The organism is Bacillus sp. FJAT-49711 (assembly GCF_018343715.1).
Classification (GTDB): domain Bacteria; phylum Bacillota; class Bacilli; order Bacillales; family Bacillaceae_C; genus Lederbergia.
Map to the genome: position 1 here is coordinate 76,420 of NZ_JAGYPL010000003.1, position 20,931 is coordinate 97,350.

A 20,931-nucleotide genomic window follows, 5' to 3' on the forward strand; every position below is an offset into this window, starting at 1 on the left:
CTTCAAATACACCAAATTTGTATATTAACTACTGTTGAGCATGTGCCTCTCCATGACAATCCCACCTCTGGATGTATTGCCTAAGAAGTCTTCTTTATTCACCATTTCAAATCGTTTATCATCTATTGGTTCTTTGTTTCTTAGTTATACAGTGCCAAAATACTAATATATTTTTGGTTTCATCATGTTCAACCCTTGACTCCACCTGTTGTAATCCCCTCTATCAAATAACGTTGAAAAAAGATAAAGACTGCAAACAATGGAACTAGGGATAATGTAGACATAGCAAACATTGAACCCCATGCACTTTTCCCAGAAGAATCAAGAAACATTCTTAAACCAAGCGCAACCGTATATAAATCAATATTACTTATATAAAGAAGCTGTCCAAAAAAATCATTCCATGTCCAAATAAATGTAAAAATCATTGTCGTGACAATCGCAGGCAACGCGAGTGGCATCATTAAATACCAGTAAATTCTAATCGGTCCACAACCATCAATTTTCGCAGCCTGCTCCAGTTCGCTTGGGATCCCCCTCATAAATTGAACAAGAAGGAAGATAAAGAAACCTTCTACTGCAAAAAATCTCGGTAAAGTTAACGGGAGATATGTGTTCACCCATTCTAAATGGTTAAAGATAATGTATTGAGGAATAATCGTAACGTGAAATGGAAGCATTAAAGTCACAAGCATAATCGCAAACCATATTTTTTTCATTGAAAAATTTAGTCTAGCAAAAGCGTAAGCAGTCATGGAGCAGGATAATACATTTCCAATGATTCCTATAAATATGATAAAAAAAGTATTTATGAAAAACCTGCCAAATGTTATACCCGAAAGACCAGCCCAACCGTTTACGTAATTTTCAAATGTTACTTTTGTTGGAAAAAAAGATATACCAGTAAAAATCTCTGTTTGTACCTTAAAAGAACTGCTAACCATCCATAGCAAAGGGTAAAGCATAGCCACCCCAAGTAAAATAATAAAAATATGAATGAGCATATTCCTAAAGTTTTTTTTATTTTTATTGGTTGTTCTCCTCACTAGAGGTTGAGACCTTACTAACGAATCTGTAGTTTTTACGGTATTCAAGAATGTTCACCTCTATTCCTGGTAGTAGACCCATTTTTTTGATGACACAAAAACGAGTGCAGTTACGAAAGCAATAACAACTAATAAAAACCATGCCATTGCTGAAGCAAATCCCATTTGAAAATGTGTAAATCCTTTCTGATAAAGATATAAAGTATAGAAAAGCGTTGAATCTAAAGGTCCTCCACTACCACCACTTACAATGTATGCAGAGGTAAAAGCTTGAAATGCTCCAATAATCCCCATTACTAAATTGAAAAATACAACTGGAGTAATCAAAGGAAGAGTTATCGTAAAGAATTGTTTTACTGGTCCAGCTCCATCTATCGTTGAGGATTCATAAAGTTCAATCGGGACTTGCTTTAATCCCGCTAAAAAAATGACCATAGAAGAACCAAATTGCCATATCATTAAAATGATGAGTGTATATATAGCTGTGTCAGGATTTGAAATCCAATTCAAACCCTTAATTCCGATTGATCCTAATAAGTTGTTGACAAGTCCATCCCCACCGAATATTTGACGCCATAAGATTGCGACAGCCACACTTCCTCCAAATAATGAAGGTACATAATACATTGCTCGATATACGCCCACACCCCTAATTCCTCGTTTTAAAAGAAGGGCTACAGAGAGAGCAAATGTCAGTTGGAGCGGAACACCAAGAAAAACATACTTAAGGGTAACCAACACACTACTTTGCCATTTTTGATCTTTAAACATCGATAAATAGTTTTTTAACCCTATCCATTCTGGAGCAGTAAACATGTCGTATTTAGTGAATGATAGGTATAAAGAAGCCCCCATCGGTATGGCAGTAAATGCTAATATACCAAGCAGCCACGGAGTGAGAAAGAAATACCCCACCCAATTTTTATGCCACCAGGCCTTCATATAATTCATAAAAGCCAACTCCTTATTATAGATTTAACTTGGCAAAAAAATGATGCAATGATGTTTACTTAACTTAAAATCATTGCATCATTGAGTTCCAACTATTTTTTAGTATTTGTTATTGTAAAATAGATTCTGCCTGTTTCATAAAATCCTCAGCTGCTTGTTCCACGGTTTTTTGCCCGTATGCTATAGCTTCAGCATTATCTTCAAAAGCCGTTACTACTTCATTATTTCCAGCTGGTGCATAAGGGGCTGGTCTTCCTAGCGGAACTGTTTTTTGTATGAATTCAACTGCTCTTGCCTCCGCAGGATCAATTAAGTCCATAACTAAAGTAGACATTTTAGTACCTGCAGGAGGACCTTGCTGAACTTTAAATAATTCAACAGCCTTTTCCGAGTTTATGAAGAAGTCAATAAACATAGCTGCTTCTTCAGGGTGCTTGGATTTTTCAGAAATACTTAAATAGGCACCTTCTATATATTCCCCGTTCGGAGCCCCTGCCATTGTTGGAACCCTAACCATCTGAATTTCACCATTATCAAATTGTTCCTGATACAAATTAATTTGATTTGCTGGGAATTGCCCAATCGCAGTTACCCCTGTTACAAACATATTAGCTTCAAGAGGCGCGTTGGCAAATTCATTTCCAGTTGCCGCATCGGGAATTAAGTTCTTTTTGCGAAGATCATCCCACATACTCCACCACGCGACCACATCTTCTTTGTCGTAACCAACCTTTCCGTCTTCAGTGAAAAGATCCTTACCTCTTTGACGGGTAAAATACCGAAATATATTATTATAGGCCCCACTGGAATCGACTAATCCCCATTTTTTTTCGTCACCTATTGCTTGCTTAAGTTCAGCTGCTTTTTCAGCCATGTCTTCCCATGTCCAATCAAATTCTGGATAATCTATACCAAGTTCATCAAATAACGCAGTATTGAAGGCATATCCAGGCATCGTCAATCCTTGCGCCACCATGAAGATATTTCCATCAACTTTTCCACTGTCTACTGCAGATTCTGGAAAATCAGATAAATTAATATTTTGGGAATCTACTAACTGATTTAAATTGTACAAAGCATTTCTCCGTGCATAGTCGGAAACATAAAATTGATGCATGCTTACCACGTCTGGTGCATTTCCACCTGCAATTTGAGTTGCTAGCTTATCCCAATATTCTTCCCAACCTCCAAATTCTCTTTTCACTGTAATGTTAGGGTGTTCTTCTTCGAACCTATCAACAATTTCGTTATATACTTCGTTTCTACTTGTATCTCCCCACCAAGTAAAGCGGATTTCTACCTTTTCATCTTTTGAAGATCCATTTTTTGAGCCATCACTTGAACTACCGCTTGATCCTCCTGAACTATCCTTTGAACACGCTGCCATTATTACTAACATAAATACAGCAATAAGTAACAAAAACGGCTTTTTCAACAGTCTGCTCACCCTTTTTCCTCCTTCTTTTGTTTCGTATATTTTTTAACAGAGATACATCTTTCTTACGAAAGACCCCCTTTGTAAAGGGCAGTAAATATCATTAAGCCTTAACATAAATAGCTTTCGAAGATGTATAAAAATCTTGATTAGAATGACCGATCGAAAATGCACCAAAGCCGGAATTTTTCACACCGCCAAAAGGAATATGTGATTGACTTGCTGTTCCATGATTTACATGAACCATCCCTGCCTCAGCTCGTTCACTGAATTCATTTGAAATTGATAAGCTGTCTGTAAAAACTGATACCGCCAGTCCATATTCACTGCTATTAACTATCTCAATGGCCTCTTCTATGCTTTTCGCTTTTATAACAACTAATACAGGACCAAAAATTTCGTCACGGGCAATTCTCATATCTTTATGGACATTTATAAAAAGCGTTGGGGAAATATAAAATCCTTCTTTGTTATTCTCAATTTTTGCGACAGTTCCGCCTAGAATAATTTCGGCACCCTCACGTTTTCCTAACTCTATATATTCAAGAATATTTTCATGCTGATGCTGATTGATCACTGGCCCCATGCTTGCCTTTTCTTCCCACGCTGGACCAACCTGAATAGCCTCCATATTCGCCTTTAGATGATCTATAAGCCCGTTCGCCTGTTCTTCTAAAACAACCACTCTGCTTATTGCCGTACATCGTTGACCCGAACATGTGAAAGCAGCACTAACGATTTGCTTTGCAGCTGCTTCTAGATCATGATAATTAGCTACAACTGCAGCATTTTTCCCTCCCATTTCCAACTGGGTTTTTATTAATCTAGCAGCAGCTTCACTATTAATCTGAATACCAAGCTTCGTTGAACCTGTAAAACTGATTCCTTTTACTAATGGATGGGTTACTAACGAGTCCCCAACTTTATTTCCCGATCCGTTAATTAAGTTGACTACTCCTTGTGGCAAACCTGCCTCTTGTAGTAATTCTATTAATCTTACTGCAGACCAGGGGGTGTCAGATGATGGTTTTAAAACAACTGTACATCCATAGGCAATGGCAGGTGCAATTTTTCTAACTGGTGTGACTATAGGGAAATTCCAGGGAGATATTGCTGCAATTACACCTAATGGTGGAGATATTACCCGACATGTTATTCCAGGAATCTCTGAGGGAATGGTCATGCCAGTTACTCGATATGCCTCTCCCGCATTAAAACGTGCCTCAGCTGCCGCTCTTTTTACTTCACCTCGTGACTCACTAAGTACTTTTCCTTGTTCGGAAGATAAAATATATGCTAATTCTTCTTCATTACGTTCTAGTAAATTGGCAAAGTCATTTAAAATTTTGGCTCTCCGAGAGGCAGTTGTTTTTTTCCATAGATGAAAAGCATCATGTGCAGCTTGAATGGCATGTTCTACATCATTTTTATTTGATGATGGAAAATAACCTAGAACCTTCTCTGGAAAAGCGGATTCGTATAATGGGAACGTCTGACCACCTTTGCTTTCAACCCATTCACCATTAATAAAATTTTTATAGACTCTCCCTGAATGATCTTCAATCCAGCTCCGCATCGTATTTGCCATTTAGTGATCACCCTTTCATTCCCATGGCTGCCTTGCAAATATTCTTTAAATCATCCAACGAAGTAAGTCTAGGATTAACAGGAACATTTCCCGATTCCATTGCTTCTTTCGCGATTAAATCTAAATCTTGCTCCGTAACTCCAAAATCTGATAAGGTTTCGTGAATACCTATGTCTTGTTTTAATTGACGAACGGCAACAACAGATTGATATGCAGCATCCCTTGGAGACAATCCTTCAACTGGCATATCAAATAATTCAGCTATTTTACGGAACTTTCTGATATTTCCGATCAAGTTAAATTCCATTACTTCAGGTAATAATATTGCATTAACCGTGCCATGAGGTATATGAAAGTAGGCTCCTAAAGGCATCGCCAGTGCATGGGAGAGACCTAGTCTAGTAGAATTAAATGCCATCGCTGCCATTAAACTTGCTAGAAGCATATTATATCTGGCTTTTTTGTTATCTCCTTGTGCAACAGCTGTACGCAGATTTTCGTTTATTAACTTCATTGCTTGTAAAGACATCCCCTCGGAGATTGGCTGAGTCGCTTTGTTAACATATGATTCCAAGGCATGTGTCAAGGCATCCATTCCTGTTGCAGCTGTAACCTTTGCGGGTAATGACAGAGTCAATTCCGGATCACAAAGAGCAAGCTCCGGGCAATTAAACGAACTGCCCACACTCAATTTAACTTTTTGATGCTTATCTGATAACACTGACCATATCGTTAGTTCGCTTCCCGTCCCTGCAGTAGTCGGAATCGCAATTACAGGCCTTCCTTTATTCGGCACCTTGTTAATTCCGACGTAATCCCTAATATGGCCCTCATTCCCTAGCATTAAACCAATAGCTTTTGCTGTATCTAATGAACTGCCACCCCCAAGTCCCAAAATAACATCACAATTCATTTCCAAGGCGAGTTCCTTGCCTTTCATTACTCCTTCGATATTTGGGTCTGGCTCGATTTCATTAAATATGTCATATGGGATTCTTGCTTTTTCTAACACATCACATACAATGCGAGTCACTCCTGCCTTTTCAACTCCTGGATCTGTAACAATTAATGCTCTAGTGCCATTTAAATCCTTTATATGATTTTGCAGAAAGTTTACTGCTCCGTTTCCAAATTCAATTGCCGTTGGGATTTCGTATCTAAATACCCTGTCCATAATCAAATCTGCCACCTTCTTATTCGAATACTTCCTCTGGCTTCAATAAATAATCATTTATATTTACATGGTAAGCTTCTCCCCATTTTCTTAACTCTTCTTCTACCTTAATAGGAAGTTCAATACCATATTGCTTTCGTTCTTCAACATGTCTTTGCTCTATCTCACCGGGAATATAGATTTCTTTAATTCCCGGAGCTTTTGGCTCAGACTTAATTTCCTTAAAATACTGGTCTATTCTCTTTTTAAAATCTTCGATTGGCATGAATTTTTTTATATCAATTCCGATAAAAAAGTGACCTACATTTTGCGTTTCTTCCCAGTTTTCATACATATTATTTACATATTTCCCAAAGCCTGCTCCCGTAAGAACCCCACTCATAATGTCAATAAACATTGAAAGTCCGTATCCTTTTGCACCACCCATAGGGAGTACCGATCCTTCTAATGCATCAGTTGCATCTGTTGTTGGGTTGCCATATTTATCAACTGCCCAGGTGTCAGGAATTTTTTCTCCTTTTTGCGCAGCTACAATAATTTTCCCTCTTGAAACAACACTTGTCGCCATATCTAAAATAAACGGTGGATGATTCCCAGTTGGCACTCCGACGGAAAAAGGATTTGTACCAATGAAAGGGCGAATCCCACCAAGGGGAGGCATCGTTTGAGAGGCATTGGACGTTATAATCATAATCAAATCATGCTGTATGGCTTTCTTTAAAAAATAGGCACATGTCCCAAAATGATTGGAATGTTTGACTCCCACTGCGGAAATACCGAAACGTTTAGTCCTATCGATCGCTAAATCCAATGCTTTTGAACCAACTATAGAACCAAAACGGTTTTTTCCATCTAAAAGAGCTACTGGGCCGTTTGCCTTTATTTCCATCTCAGAGTCAAGGTTTATCATTCCTGCTTTTAAACGACTTAAATATATATCCGTTCTTACCACACCGTGTGAGTCCACACCTCGAAGATCCGCCATTATGAGTGATTCGGCTACTACTTGTGCATCCTTTTTTTGCAACCCTGCTTTTTCAAATAGATGTGTACAATAATTCTGTAATTGTTTCCAATGGTATTTTCGGTTCAAACAAACACACATCCCTTTTTCCGGAGCGTCTCATCTATCCAGCTACGATCTATCGTTTCAAGTTCGATTTGTTCAAATGTAAGTTGTTCCCGCTTTTCTTGCTCAATAGCCAGTTTTAAGATGTGCTCGGCGTGTTGAAGTGGAACTGCTATGACTCCATCCATATCACCAATAATGATGTCTCCAGGGTTAACAATCATATTCCCAATTGTTATAGGCTCATTGATCTCCCCAGGTCCATCTTTATATGGCCCCCTATGTGTAGATCCTTTTGCAAAACAAGGGAAATTAGATTGAATAAAAGCATCTGTATCACGAATAGCTCCATCAATAACAAATCCATTTATCCCTTTTTTTTGCGCAAGTCGCATCATAATTTCTCCTATAATTGCTTGGGTCGTTACACCGCCGGCATCTACAACAATTACATCCCCCGGCTGGGCGATATCTATTGCCTTATGGACCATTAAATTATCTCCTGCTCGAGTTCGAACGGTTAAGGCTGGACCAACAAGCCGACCATTTTTATGCATAGGTTTTAGATTTGCATAAGCCCCTTGAAGGCGGTTCATATTATCACTTAGTAAGGGTGTAGCAATATTTTTATAGCGATTTAGTAAATCTTTGTTTGGTCTCTGACCAAGTGATGAAATGCGAAAACCTATCGTATCCATAGACCGCTTCCCCCTTTTAAAGTATTTTTTTACTTATTGCTGAGAAATCCAACTCTCCATATTCCTTTTCAGCCTCTTGGTAAAAACTTAATGCACTTTGGGTAAACGGAAGATTTAAACCTTTTCCTTCATTAGCAGCTATTTCAACATCTTTTCTCATTAATTTCAACTTGAATCCAGGATTGAAATTACGATTTGATAGACTATCAATCTTATTCATAAACATCCATGATGCTCCTGAGCTATTGCCAATTACTTGCTTCATCATTTCCTTGTCAATCTCTAATTCTTCACCTAAAGCAGCTGCTTCGGAAGCTGCAATCATATGTACGCTTGCTAACATTTGATTGATTGCCTTTATTGCTTTTCCCGCACCTATTGCACCTACCAAATAAATTTGTTTTGCCATCCCCTCAAGAACTGGACGGACTTCATTTAGAGTATTTTCATTTCCTCCCGCCATAACGGTCAATGTTCCTTGTTCAGCCCCGATCGTTCCTCCACTGACAGGAGCATCTAGCACTTGTAAACCTCGTTCAACATACGCTCTATTAACTTCCTTCATCATTGCCGGTGATCCAGAAGTCATCTCAATCAATATGCTATGTTGAGGCAAGTTACCGATAACCTCATCTGATAGAAGGACACTTTCCATTTCTTTATCAGTTGGTAAAATTGCAATTAAAATATCACTATTAATTGCAACATCTCTTAAGGATGAGTGCTCTATCGCACCTTCATTTATCATTTCATCAACAGGTTTACGATTTTTATGAACACTAATATGTAATTCATATCCACTTTTCAAAAGATTTTTTGCCATTGGTAATCCCATTGCACCAAGTCCAATAAATCCTACTTTCTTTACGGTCATTGGTTATAACCTCCATGAATATTCATCTATTCGAGAGAGATTGAATCTCTCTCGAACGACTGATTTCATTAAATACTTTTAGAGAACTGTTTCGTCTGGATCCCATCCAAGTGCTTCATACAGTCTCTTTCTACCAGCCTTATCTCCCTTTAGTTCTTGATGGGCATATTTAGCAACTTCAACTGCTAGTTTTTGTGGAACAACAATAACTCCGTCACCATCAGCAACAACAACATCACCTGGGTAAATTGCCACACCACCAATAGCAATTGGGATATCCTTTTCGTAATAGCGGATGCGTCCTTGGTCCATTCCTTGAGATACAAATTCTGACCAGACAGGAATTCCTTGGTGAATAACTTCATCTGTATCACGAATTCCTCCACCATTTGTTAAATAACCTCTTGCACCTCGTTTCTTATGGTCAAGGGAGTTGTTTGAGCCAATCAAACCAACATCTATTCCACAAACATCAAGACAAATAAAATCTCCTTCTTCCACTTCCTTGCCCCATGGATCCGTACATACATTACCGTAGTACCACTTCACCCATTCTGTATATTCATCGCCTGTCTTATTTGTCATCGGACCTTCAAAAGGTAAGTAACGTGCTGTTCTAGCAATACCCACGACCTTAGTTCTAAATAGTGGGCGGATTTTTTTATCTACAGTTCCATATCCATGCATTCCAACCCAATCCATACCGTCACGAACATCGCAAACTCTTAAATCTTTATATAGTTCTAATAATTCCGCTCTAGTTACTTCTTGTGTTACATTACTCATTTCATCTTCTCCTTTTTATAAATGTGATTTCATTTGCTTAATACTTCGTACCAATCACCTTTCAGAAAAGCACGTCACCTCCTTTAAATACTAGTAAACTCAGAGGCTGTTAATTTTCCACTAGATGTCCTTACAATAAGTTCAGGTTGAAGAATAATAGACTTCGAATTCTGTTTACCATTGATTGTCTGAATTAAATTCTCAGTCGCAATTCGCCCCATCTCATATCCAGGTTGTTTTATCGTTGTTAATGGTGGATCCAGATATTTGGCCCAAATCGTTTCATCGTAACTAACGATGGCAAGATCTTTGGGAATCGATAAACCTAGCTCTCTTATCGCATTGAGAAGTTCAAGAGTTATCATATTGTTCGTTGAAAAAATAGAATCCACATCAGGATGGTCGCGTATGTATTGTTTGATAGCTTCATTTAGCTTTAGACTTTTTTGTTCTAACTTAAGGATTCTTAAATCTTCTGAGGTAAAGCCGTGCAAGAGCATTGCTGATTGATATCCTTTGAGTCGATCCATCCAAGGACTGACATATTCATTATTAAATATAAATACAGCTATTCGTTTACAACCAGATTCAATTAGATGTCTAATCGCAAGATCTGCACCTTTTACATTATCCACAACGACATTCATAGCATGTTGATTTGAAATTCTTCGATTGATGACAACGACTGGCATTTCTTTTATTAGCTGATCATATAAATCATCATTTAACACAGTGGGATTTATGATGATTCCATCCACTTGTCTTCTTTGAAATTCCTTAATATATTCTGCTTCTTTTTCCTGATCTTCATTTGTGTTACAAATCATTAAATGATAGCCCATTCTGTGGCTGGCATCCTCCACCCCTTCTAATACACTTATCCAGAAAGGATTTTTTAAATTAGATAAAATAACGCCTATCACATTAGTACGCATTGACTTTAGGCCCTTTGCCAATGCATTCGGACGGTAATCCAAGTCTCTGATCGCTTTTAAAACTCGATTTTTCGTTTCAAGTGTTGCATGTGCAAAATTGCCATTCAATATACGGGAAACTGTTGTTTTAGAAACTTGGGCTTTTTTAGCGACATCCTCTATCGTCACCTTCACTCTTTTCAGCCCCTTATCTTTTGGAAACCGATACACCATCGATAAAAATATAAATCCAGTATTGGAAATCGATTAACAATTGATGCATTCTTTATGAATTTTTAAGGAAACGAGTATTGAAATTGTGTATACACCTCCCTATAAGGGTTAGAACTTTGATTGTTGGAAGAGTTTCGGAAAACGGTTACATTTAACTTGTAACCAATTATAATCTTTCTACTTATAAGATTCTTTAGTATAAAAGTACAAAATTAATCAATTATTTTGAATATTTTTTGTATATAATAACTAAATATGATGAAACTAAATACGCTATCGAATATTCGATAATTTGCGTAGTATGATTATTGAGCGAAAAAAATCCAGCATGAATTATTCAAGCTGGATTCTATCTATCATTCTTAAAAAATATAAACTTTGCCAATAACGTATTTCTTTATTTCTTTACCCTAGGCACCAAATTAACAGCCTGCCGAATCGCTTCCATCAAACTTCTCTCATCTGCAATTCCTTTTCCTGCTATATCAAAAGCCGTTCCATGATCGACACTTGTTCTAATGATTGGAAGTCCTACTGTAATATTTACACCTGTATCCAATCCAAGGACTTTTACAGGGCCATGTCCTTGATCGTGATACATTGCAACCACTACATCAAAATCGCCGCGTACAGTACGGAAAAATAAAGTATCTGCTGGTAATGGACCGACTACGTCAATCCCTTCAGCTTGTGCTTTTATTACTGCTGGGATCACTTTTACTTCTTCCTCGCCATATCCAAAAAGGCCATTTTCTCCAGCATGAGGATTGATTCCACAAACCGCAATCTTTGGTTTATTCATTCCTGCACGTGTTAAGGTTTCATTTGCTAAGCGGATGACCTCATACACTCTTTGCGGGTTAATCATTTTGATTGCATCAATAATTCCGACATGAGTCGTTACATGGATGACACGCAAATTAGGTGCGGATAGCATCATAGAAAAGTCTTTCGTATTCGTTAAGTGTGCCAGTATCTCGGTATGACCTGGATATGTATGCCCGCCCTTATGTAAGGCTTCTTTATTTAATGGTGCTGTGCAAATGGCAGCAATTTCCTTATTTAGTGCCAGCTCCACTGCCTTTTCCACAAATTTATAAGCAGCATGTCCAGATTCGGCGGAAACTTGCCCGATTAGCAAATTGGGTGGCAGAATATCTAGATCAAAACAATTTATTACATTTGGTGAAAATTCCGCATGATCCAATGTAGAAATTGAATGGATGTCCAAATCAGTATGAATAAACGTTTTCGCACGTTCCAAAATTTTCGCATCTCCGATTACAATTGGGCAGCAAATCTCATGGATTTCCAAATGACCGAAACTTTTTAAAATGATTTCTGGCCCAACCCCTGCAGAGTCGCCCATTGTAATGCCAATAATAGGTTTAATCATCTGTACCACTGTCCTTTAAAAAATGTAATGCATGTTTCAAAGTGTATTTCGTCCCAAATCCCCCTGCTTTCGTCACTGCCCATAAATCTCTTTTGTATCCTAGTAACTTTCCAAATGGTAATCCCGCCTCAATCTCTGTGAATAATATCATTTCATCAATCCCCAGTTTCAAACAAACTGCCTTTGCCGTATCACCACCTGTTAAAAACAGACCGTTGACAGATTCAATATTTTCGCATATTGCCAGCGCCATCTCAGCAATCCCCTCTACTATCCGCTTACTAATCTCTTGATCGTGAGGATATCTTTCATTGGATTCTACATATAATAAGATATGGTCAATGTCAGGATGATTGTGGATTTTATTTAATATCGTATCCATATCAATGGAATGCCTTAATAGTTCAAGCACATCAACTTTAATAGAATATGTTTTTGACATTCTCTCAGCTTCATGAATTTGTTTCTTAGTAACACTTGATAAACTGCCCGAGATCGCTAATGTTTTTCCAATAGAGTATTTAGGCATTTCAATCAGGTGTGAAGTTTCCAACCCTAGACGAGATGGCAAATATTCTATTAAACCCGCAGATCCTGCCCAAACAATCTTTAATCCTGTTTTCAAAAATTTATCAATGATTTCTGTAAAATCGGATTCCTTTTCTACGTCACATACAATCCAATTTTCATGAATGCTTTGTATAAATTCTTCATTTGTTTTTCGTATGATTTCCGAATTAAATACAATCGCCTTTTTCTTTACTTGCTTAAAGAGAAGATCAGGTATATAACTCATATCAACCGGGGTTATTGGATCTTTTGAAAATTCCGTTTCAGTAATGATTTCGCCATTGATATAATGATGACCTTCTTTCGTCATTCGTCCAAGTTTAGGAAAAGCGGGTACGATCACAACAATATCGGGCTCATATACCTTTTCAACAGCTAATAATTCAATTCCTATATTCCCTCTTAATGTAGAGTCAATTTTTTTATAAATATGAGAAACCCCTGAACGAAACATGTATTGGGCAGCCCTTAAAACTCTAGTATAAGCTTCAGAAGACTTTAAGGAGCGACTGTTTGTATCGATCACTAGTACATCATTATTCGCCATTTCCTTATCCACTTCTAAATGGATTCCAACCGAAGTTCGCAAACCCATTTTCGCTAACTGAACTCCTGAATCATTTGATCCCGTAAAATCATCCGCAATGATTCCAATTTTGTTATTCATTATTAACATCCCCTTTAATGAATGAGCCGTAACTAAATTATAATGTTTTTATTACGTTAAAGCGCTGAATCTTTGAGATTTCATTCGATTCATGATACAATAATATTGTTGATGAATCTTATAATGTTGTTCTTTTTTTATAAAAAACCATTCAGGGGTGAAGTACATTTGTTAGGTGATTATCGTTTTCGCGATTATCAGCCCGCGAGCCTTCGCAAGGACTTCATTTCTGGGATAACTGTCGGTATTGTGGCCATTCCTCTTGGGATGGCTTTTGCCATGGCTTCAGGTGTTAAGCCAGAATATGGAATTTATACGACGATTATCGCAGGATTGCTTGTATCTTTGCTCGGCGGTTCTCGTTTTCAAATTGCTGGTCCTACGGGAGCATTTATTCCAATTTTACTTGCAGTCGTGCTTCAATACGGATATGAGAATTTGTTGGTTGCGGGTTTAATGGCGGGAGTCATGCTCGTCATCATGAGTTTTTTTCGACTTGGAAATTTAATTCATTTTATACCAAGGTCTGTAACAATCGGTTTTACAACGGGGATTGCTGTCATTATATTCAGTGGCCAGATAGGAAACTTTTTCGGTCTTACAGGCTTGGAAAAAAAAGAATTTTTTCATGAAAATATGCTGGAGATTTTTAGACATTTTGGCACTTTGAATGGATACAGTATTTTAACAGCCATCATTGGTCTAATTGCAATCATCGCCGTGCCTCGGATATCTCCGAGAATTCCTATTTTACTCGTCGGTCTTATCATACCGACGGTCGTTTCGGTCGTTTTTTATCCAAACCATGTTGAAACAGTCGGCACTGCCTTCGGTGGTATTCCACAATCATTACCAGCTTTTAAGTTTCCTGAGATTACTTTCGGTAAAATTAGTGAACTATTCATACCTGCACTTGTGATTGCGGCCTTAGGTGCAATTGAATCCTTGCTTTCAGCAGTAGTGGGAGATGGTATGACGAATGAAAAACATCATTCTAACCGTGAGCTCTTCGGACAAGGGATTGCCAATATTGTCGCCCCGCTTTTTGGCGGTATTCCTGCAACTGGAGCGATTGCCAGGACGGCTACTAATATAAAATCAGGTGCCGTAAGCAGGCTTTCGGGAGTTATTCATAGTTTGTTCGTGTTAATCACATTGCTGTTATTTGCACCATATGCATCTCACATTCCACTTTCTGCAATGGCGCCACTCTTAATGTTTGTCGCTTGGAATATGGCAGAGTTAAAATCTTTTAAACAACTATTAAAGTTAAAGACGAGCGATTCAGTTGTTCTCCTAGCAACCTTTTTGCTCACCGTTTTTGTTAATCTGACTGTAGCCGTTCAAGCAGGAATTTTACTTGCCATTCTTTCTTTTATTAAAAAGAAAAGCGAAATGCTTCAGATCAATCAGAAACAAGCTGCTTTGGATTTAACATCACACTTTCACTATAAAACCTTCACCATTAAGGGACCATTGTTTTTTGGAACAGCACAGACTTTTGAACATCTCCTTCATTCAACTCTTGAAAGTACACCTAAGGTCATTATTTTAAATATGTCCGAAGTTACTACAATTGACGCAACAGGAGAAGAAAAACTCGCTTCCTTCATTAAAAACTTTAGAAAAGCCGGCGGCACCGTATTGATATATGGGTTGCCGATCTGGGGAATGGAGTTATTTAAAAAAAGCGGATTAGTCGATGCTTTAGGGAACGATGCATTTTATTTAGATGAAGAAAGTGCTATGGGATCAGTTCATCACCATCTAAAAGCGGCGGGGGATTAATCCTCTTTTTTACAGGGAAGTATACAAATCTGACTTTTATTACAAGTATGCAATCAGAATCCGAGAAGAGGAGCAAGTTGTTTAAACGTTGCTCCCTTTTTTCCAATACTGACTTCCATCCAATGTTCTATCCAGCCACTTATTTTCAAACAATTCACGTCTGAGCAGGGCAGAGTCACCAAATAAATGCCATTCATCCAATATGGCATTTACCTCTTTTTCTGAGTATGTACGCCCTTCAGCAAATTTTCCAGCTAAAAAATTAACGGCGATTAATTTTTTACTACGCTTTGCTGGCCATGATTTTAACTGCCCTTTTTCATTGAAAAATCCTTTTATTTCATCTTGTGGATTCGTCACACAAATCTCCTCCCAACGATTTCTATATAACTATCATAATGAACAAAATAATGACTGGAAATAATTGGCTTCCTCATTGGACTTTCTGTATGATTAAAACATGGAAATTGTTTTTAAGGGGTCCTATTTATGAATACTCTTGGAAAATTAACATTTAAGTACAGAAAACCCATTTTAATGATTTGGTCTCTCCTTTTTGTTCTATCCGGAATTTTTGCATTAAAGCTTCCTTCTGTTTTAAGCGGCAGTGGCTTTGAATATGAAGGTTCGTATAAAGAAGTCGAAAAAGTCATGGATGAAGATTTCAATATTCCGGCCTCTTCTTTAATTTTGTTGTTTGAAAAAAGCGATGAGGCAGCAGAAGAAGACTTTAAATCGTACATAGAAAACACAATGACTCGCATTACAAAAGTTAAAAATGTAGAAATCCAACAGTCATCACCTCAAATCAAAGATAACAAGGCTTTTGCCGTACTATCCTTTAACAATAAGGATCAAATGCCAAAAAGTATTGAAAGTGTGCGGGACAAGCTTGAAGATGAAGATTCTTTTTCTGTAGGCTTAACAGGAAGAGCCGTCATTGAAGAGGATATGAATCAAGCGGCACAGGAAGATTTAGTACGAGCAGAACTTATTGGGATTCCCATCGCATTGATTGTGCTGCTATTGGCTTTCCGAGGAGTGATAGCCGCGCTAATACCGCTCATTACTGGTTTTGTCAGTGTTGTTGTTGCAATGGGGATGCTTTATTTTACAGGTCAAAAATTGGATCTTTCAATTTTTGTTTTAAATACTGCCCCGATGATCGGCCTAGCACTTGGGATTGATTTTGCTCTTCTTTTTGTAAATCGCTTCCGTGAAGAATTAAATATAAAAGCGACGGATGAGGCCATTGTAAAAACAGTAGCGACCTCTGGAAGGGCTATTCTATTTTCAGGTTTTTGTGTATTGCTCGGCTTGATCGGAATGTTATTTATTCAAGTTGGAGTTTTTCAATCAGTTGCTTTAGGCGGCATCGCGGTTGTTTTTACTTCTGTACTCGCAGCAAATACATTTTTACCCGCATTCCTATCGATTATGGGTCCACATATAAATAAGTGGATGATTTTAAAAGAAACAAAAGGGAAGGAAAGCAGTTGGCATTCATTTGCTCGTTTTGTAATGAAAAGAACGGTTGTTATGACACTTGCTGCTACACTTTTGCTCATTATAGGTATGATCCCAGTAGGCGGAATGAAACTAGCCATTCCAGAATCGGATGCATTGCCGACATCGTATGAATCGCGGACGGCTTTTGAAAAATATAAAGAAACCTTTGGAGATATAGATCAGACGATTGCTTATATTGTTGCCAGCAGTAACGTCAATATGGTTGATTCATTGCAAAAATTGGAGAATGTTATTAACGATATTCAATCTGATCCGCTTGTTAGTGAAGTAGACTCCATTTTTTCAGCGACAAATATGTCAGCAAATAAATTAATCGCTGCAAAAGAAATCCCAGAACTAAAATCACAACTAGCTCCTGCATTTGAGCGGCTAACTAATAAGAATGAGGCAATTCTTCAAGTGAAATTGAATGCAAAAAATTCATCCAATAAAGCAAAAAAGTGGGTTCGAGAGTGGGAGAAGAAAGAGTTGGATCTCGCCTTAAAAATTGGCGGCGAGTCGAAGTTCCATCAGGAAATTTTCGATGAAATTATGGACAAAGTAGTGTACAGCTTAGCATTCATATTACTCTCAACATACATTGTACTGTTTTTCGCATTCCGTTCTGTATTAATCCCTTTGAAAGCCATTTTAATGAATGTGATTAGTTTAGGATGCACATTTGGAATCATCGTTTGGCTTTTCCAAGAAGGACACCTTGGATTCCATGCATCCGATATCGCTTTAATGATTCCTGTCTTTGCTTTTAGCATCGTCTTTGGACTAAGCATGGATTATGAAGTGTTTCTTATTTCGCGAATATACGAGATTTATCTTGAAACTGGAAATAACGATAAAGCCACTCTGGAAGGCTTAACATCAACAAGTAAAATTATTACTTCCGCAGCTGCCATCATGATTGTCATTACAGGTGCATTTGGATTTACCGGCATTATTCCGGTGCAGCAAATGGGTGTCACTGTAGCATTAGCTATTTTTATCGATGCTACGATTGTGAGAATGGTGTTAGTTCCGTCTTTAATGAAGCTTCTTGGTGATGTAAACTGGTGGTCACCATTTCATAAACAGCGGCGTGTCAGACAGTATGGCTAAAAAAATGGAGTGAGGCGTCTAAGCCCTGCTCCATTTTATATTACAAAAATTCATATACACCATTTGCAAAATACTCATATTCTTCTTCGTTTAAAATGGTTTCCCCATATCCTTCAAAAAAGACCTTCTTATCTTCTTCACTTGTAAAAAAATGTTCATCAGGCTGAATAGCAAGCGCCACGTCAAATCTTGGGTCTCCGTATGCACCTCCGCTCCAGTCGATGACGGCTGAAATTTTCCCATCATGAACGAGGACATTGTCTACGGTAAAATCTCCGTGGATAAGCGTCTGCCCGCTATTTTTTGGTCTTTCTCTTTTCAACTGTTCCAAAAGCTCTGGTGTACCGTCTAATTCATAAAGTTGTAATTCTTTCTCGGCTTTATCAAGTATTTTATCCAGCCAAATAACGTCCGTTTGATAAATTCCTTCTGGACATTTCGTCGAGTGAATTTTCTTCAGTACTCTCCCGAATTGATAAATAAGGCTTCGTTTCTTTTCTGGATCTGTTTCGTTTTGCAACGCTTCTCCCATCGTTTCACCCTGAATAAAATTCATCAACATCCAGGACTCGTTACGCGCGAAATCCTTTTCAAATGCATAAATGACAGGAATGGGCAGATGCGTTTCGCTTAAACTTTTTAAGATAATTGCTTCTCGTTTAAGCCACCCCGCAAACCGATCCCCCTTCGATCGTTTTAAAACAAAAAACCCGTTTTCCCCCTTAATAATCCCTACGTTTGACGTACATCCTTGCTCCGGAAACGTCATTTTCTCTACTTTCCCTATTATCTTTACTAGTTTTTTCGGTATTTCTTGTTCAGCGATAGGAAACACATCGTTACCCCCGATTTACATTATTCCCTTTAATAATCGCTGAACATAATTAAAAGTGCAAGAGGTCCTATCGAATCCCTAGTACATCTTTACCTTCTCTACTAATCATCTCAGGTGACCATTTTGGCTCCCACACAAGATCAATTTCTACATCTTCCGTTTCAAGTTTTTCTTTTAAAACGTACTTCACTCCACCTACAATCGTATCGTGCATCGGACATCCCGGGGTTGTCAAAGTCATTTTTATAAAAATACGTTCATTATGATACTGAATATCGTAAACAAGACCTAGATCAACAATGTTTATGCCAAGTTCAGGATCATATACACCTCTCAATAATTCCTCAATATGTTCCTCCATATCTATATACGCTCCCTTCCTTTAATGTGCAAAGACCCGGCTTATCAAAATCATATAAAGGATTGAAAAAAGTGAGAAGGCCGATCCACCAATAGCAATGAACAATCCCGCATTATAAGCGATTCCTGCAAAAATAAACATAATGAAAAGGGCTACTAAGATTAATCCGTATTCCACTTTCTTTTCATTAAGCAAATCAGCCATTAACGGCGTTCCCGGTTTTCCGGCATGCGGTCCATATTTATGTGTCCACCATAAAAATGGTACTATTTTTGAAGCATAGCAAAGAATCGTAAATGACACCCAACCGCCAAGATAAATCCAGCCTGCTAAAGTAACCGATTTAGATTGAAGTAATTGATCAGGAACAAGTAAAGTGTACAACGTCAAACCAATCGCAAAAACCATAAGTGCTTGGCTAGCATAAACGGACCATTTGATTCCGAGACCCGGATTTTGTTTGACGCGATGCTTTTTGATTTGTAGTAAATGGATATTGTATATGGTGATCGCCATTGTAATAATCAATAGAGAGGCCCATTTCGTCCAAACATTCCCTCCCAAAAGAAAGGACGCCACTCCGGATATAACTCCAATGTTCCATATTATCAATGTTGCTTTTTGTAATTTGATTGGAAAATGGTGAGAAAGATAAAACATTGGCAGCATTTTATAACTAAATCCAGTTATAAGCATTCCAAACCAACCAATCGTTCCTAACCAAATGTGAGCTCCTAGCAATCTTTCGTGAAAGGAAGCCAAATTTCCTGTTATAAAATTTAACCCCATCGCCATTCCGAACATCCCAGTCAGTACTAAATACAAGACTGCACATGCTGCACTGATTGTAATGGCATCCCAGTGCTTCGCTCTAAACAAAGTAACCGCCATATTCCAAGCGAATAACAAAATTCCAATAAAGGCAACTGTGGCAAATCCACCAATCATTAGTACTTTTCCGCTCCAAAAGCCATACAAAAGACCACATAACCCAATCGTAAAAAATGCATAATGAATAAATCCTAGTGTTTCGCTATATATTTTTGATTGGAGAATGACATGGATAAGTTGGTATACCGCACCCATCGCAAGCATCGTCGCCCATCCAAGAATAAATAAGTGGGTATGAAACCAACCGCTTGGTCCACGTAAACCTACATTGATCCACTCATATAGTGAGAAAAGCGATAGGATATGAAAAAGTACAAAACCAACCATTCCCGTAATAATAAATGAAAATGGGAGACGGAACATTTTTCTCGCCCCCTCTTATACTTTTTTGATCTTAACCTTTGCAGATCCGTCTTCTTGTTCTTCTACTTCAAATGGGTAACCGAGGCTATTTAATTCTTCGATTAGAAAAACTGGAACTCGATCATTGTGAATATGAACCTCATCACCAGGAAGACTGCGATCTAATGCTGCAAGAGTTCGCATCATCGGTTGAGGCGGTTCTAACCCTCGATTATCTAATGAATGTGTTTTTGGTGATCCATCCACTGACCTTCTAGAAGTTTGACGAGTTTTTTCCATTAGATCCGACTCATTCAGATCCAATAAATGCTTATTCTTTTTGTTAACAAAGGTTACAATCCAATGGTCTTTTTCAATTTTCTCCACCTTGTTAACAAACCCCCTTACCTTTAAAAGACCTAATAAAGGAGTAGGCTTGAATGTAGCATGAAGAACAAAGATATCGTCTATTTTCAAATCTTTTACGGTGTCCATTATTAATTGAAAAGGCTCAAGCTTTTTTCGTAAGTGAGGTCGAACGTCCAGTTCAACTATATTTCGATTTTCTTTTTCCAAAGCGAAATCACCTCTTAGTCAGCACCTATTTTACGGCCAAGCGCATGCAGCCATCGACTAGCTAACTTCCCCGCCTTTTCTCTTGTGTAGTCCATAGTGAATCCTCTTACCGAA

At 38.0% G+C, this 20,931-nt stretch carries 19 protein-coding genes; 2 read left to right on the forward strand and 17 right to left on the reverse strand.

The genetic code is table 11. The features are described 5' to 3' along the window. Positions 1-188: 188 nt before the first annotated feature. The 12 genes from KHA96_RS14415 to KHA96_RS14470 form a co-directional block, all read right to left on the reverse strand. Complete coding sequence (locus tag KHA96_RS14415; protein ID WP_213130613.1) at positions 189-1,004, reverse strand: carbohydrate ABC transporter permease; 816 nt, start codon at positions 1,002-1,004, stop codon at positions 189-191. Between the two features lie 102 nt (positions 1,005-1,106). After that, complete coding sequence (locus tag KHA96_RS14420; RefSeq protein ID WP_213130040.1) at positions 1,107-1,997, reverse strand: carbohydrate ABC transporter permease; 891 nt, start codon at positions 1,995-1,997, stop codon at positions 1,107-1,109. A gap of 109 nt (positions 1,998-2,106) precedes the next feature. Next, positions 2,107-3,444 (reverse strand): ABC transporter substrate-binding protein, encoded by a 1,338-nt coding sequence (locus tag KHA96_RS14425; protein ID WP_349305763.1) that lies wholly within the window; start codon positions 3,442-3,444, stop codon positions 2,107-2,109. A 91-nt stretch (positions 3,445-3,535) separates the two neighbouring features. Then, a complete protein-coding gene (locus KHA96_RS14430; RefSeq protein ID WP_213130041.1) occupies positions 3,536-5,020 on the reverse strand; it encodes an aldehyde dehydrogenase family protein in 1,485 nt (494 codons plus the stop codon). A gap of 7 nt (positions 5,021-5,027) precedes the next feature. Then, positions 5,028-6,194, reverse strand: coding sequence for an iron-containing alcohol dehydrogenase (locus KHA96_RS14435; protein WP_249315629.1), 1,167 nt, complete (start codon positions 6,192-6,194; stop codon positions 5,028-5,030). 19 nt (positions 6,195-6,213) lie between these two features. Next, positions 6,214-7,287: an Ldh family oxidoreductase gene (locus KHA96_RS14440; RefSeq protein ID WP_213130043.1), complete on the reverse strand. Its 1,074-nt coding sequence runs from the start codon at positions 7,285-7,287 to the stop codon at positions 6,214-6,216. After that, the gene (locus KHA96_RS14445) at positions 7,284-7,961 is read right to left on the reverse strand and encodes an RraA family protein (protein ID WP_213130044.1); all 678 of its coding nucleotides are present in this window, start codon (positions 7,959-7,961) and stop codon (positions 7,284-7,286) included. Before KHA96_RS14445 ends, KHA96_RS14440 begins: the two co-directional genes overlap by 4 nt. A 16-nt stretch (positions 7,962-7,977) precedes the next feature. Continuing rightward, positions 7,978-8,835, reverse strand: a complete 858-nt coding sequence (locus tag KHA96_RS14450) for an NAD(P)-dependent oxidoreductase (protein ID WP_213130045.1) — start codon at positions 8,833-8,835, stop codon at positions 7,978-7,980. Between the two features lie 78 nt (positions 8,836-8,913). Next, complete coding sequence (locus tag KHA96_RS14455) at positions 8,914-9,621, reverse strand: RraA family protein (RefSeq protein WP_213130046.1); 708 nt, start codon at positions 9,619-9,621, stop codon at positions 8,914-8,916. 83 nt (positions 9,622-9,704) lie between these two features. Continuing rightward, on the reverse strand, positions 9,705-10,730 hold the full coding sequence (locus KHA96_RS14460; protein ID WP_213130047.1) for a LacI family DNA-binding transcriptional regulator: 1,026 nt from the start codon (positions 10,728-10,730) through the stop codon (positions 9,705-9,707). Between the two features lie 436 nt (positions 10,731-11,166). Further along, positions 11,167-12,165, reverse strand: a complete 999-nt coding sequence (pdxA, locus tag KHA96_RS14465; protein WP_249315631.1) for a 4-hydroxythreonine-4-phosphate dehydrogenase PdxA — start codon at positions 12,163-12,165, stop codon at positions 11,167-11,169. Then, positions 12,158-13,402 carry a four-carbon acid sugar kinase family protein gene (locus KHA96_RS14470; protein WP_213130048.1) on the reverse strand — a complete coding sequence of 415 codons (1,245 nt, stop codon included), beginning with the start codon at positions 13,400-13,402 and terminating at the stop codon, positions 12,158-12,160. Before KHA96_RS14470 ends, pdxA begins: the two co-directional genes overlap by 8 nt. 168 nt (positions 13,403-13,570) lie before the next feature. On the opposite strand from KHA96_RS14470, the gene KHA96_RS14475 reads away from it, so the two are divergent. Then, positions 13,571-15,190 carry a SulP family inorganic anion transporter gene (locus tag KHA96_RS14475; RefSeq protein WP_249315632.1) on the forward strand — a complete coding sequence of 540 codons (1,620 nt, stop codon included), beginning with the start codon at positions 13,571-13,573 and terminating at the stop codon, positions 15,188-15,190. A gap of 81 nt (positions 15,191-15,271) precedes the next feature. Here KHA96_RS14475 and KHA96_RS23085 read toward each other — a convergent pair whose 3' ends face one another. Further along, positions 15,272-15,550, reverse strand: coding sequence for a DUF2087 domain-containing protein (locus KHA96_RS23085; protein WP_213130049.1), 279 nt, complete (start codon positions 15,548-15,550; stop codon positions 15,272-15,274). A 129-nt stretch (positions 15,551-15,679) separates the two neighbouring features. On the opposite strand from KHA96_RS23085, the gene KHA96_RS14485 reads away from it, so the two are divergent. Further along, entirely contained in the window at positions 15,680-17,812 is a 2,133-nt protein-coding gene (locus KHA96_RS14485) for an MMPL family transporter (protein ID WP_213130050.1), read from the forward strand. A 40-nt stretch (positions 17,813-17,852) separates the two neighbouring features. On the opposite strand, the gene KHA96_RS14490 is transcribed toward KHA96_RS14485, so the two are convergent. The 4 genes from KHA96_RS14490 to KHA96_RS14505 form a co-directional block, all read right to left on the reverse strand. After that, positions 17,853-18,647, reverse strand: a complete 795-nt coding sequence (locus KHA96_RS14490; protein WP_349305764.1) for a phosphotransferase family protein — start codon at positions 18,645-18,647, stop codon at positions 17,853-17,855. Positions 18,648-18,714: 67 nt separating this feature from the next. Then, on the reverse strand, positions 18,715-19,014 hold the full coding sequence (locus tag KHA96_RS14495; protein WP_213130619.1) for a metal-sulfur cluster assembly factor: 300 nt from the start codon (positions 19,012-19,014) through the stop codon (positions 18,715-18,717). Positions 19,015-19,029: 15 nt separating this feature from the next. Next, entirely contained in the window at positions 19,030-20,262 is a 1,233-nt protein-coding gene (locus KHA96_RS14500) for a hypothetical protein (protein ID WP_213130051.1), read from the reverse strand. A gap of 15 nt (positions 20,263-20,277) precedes the next feature. Beyond that, positions 20,278-20,817 (reverse strand): DUF2249 domain-containing protein, encoded by a 540-nt coding sequence (locus tag KHA96_RS14505; protein WP_213130052.1) that lies wholly within the window; start codon positions 20,815-20,817, stop codon positions 20,278-20,280. Positions 20,818-20,931 lie beyond the last annotated feature (114 nt).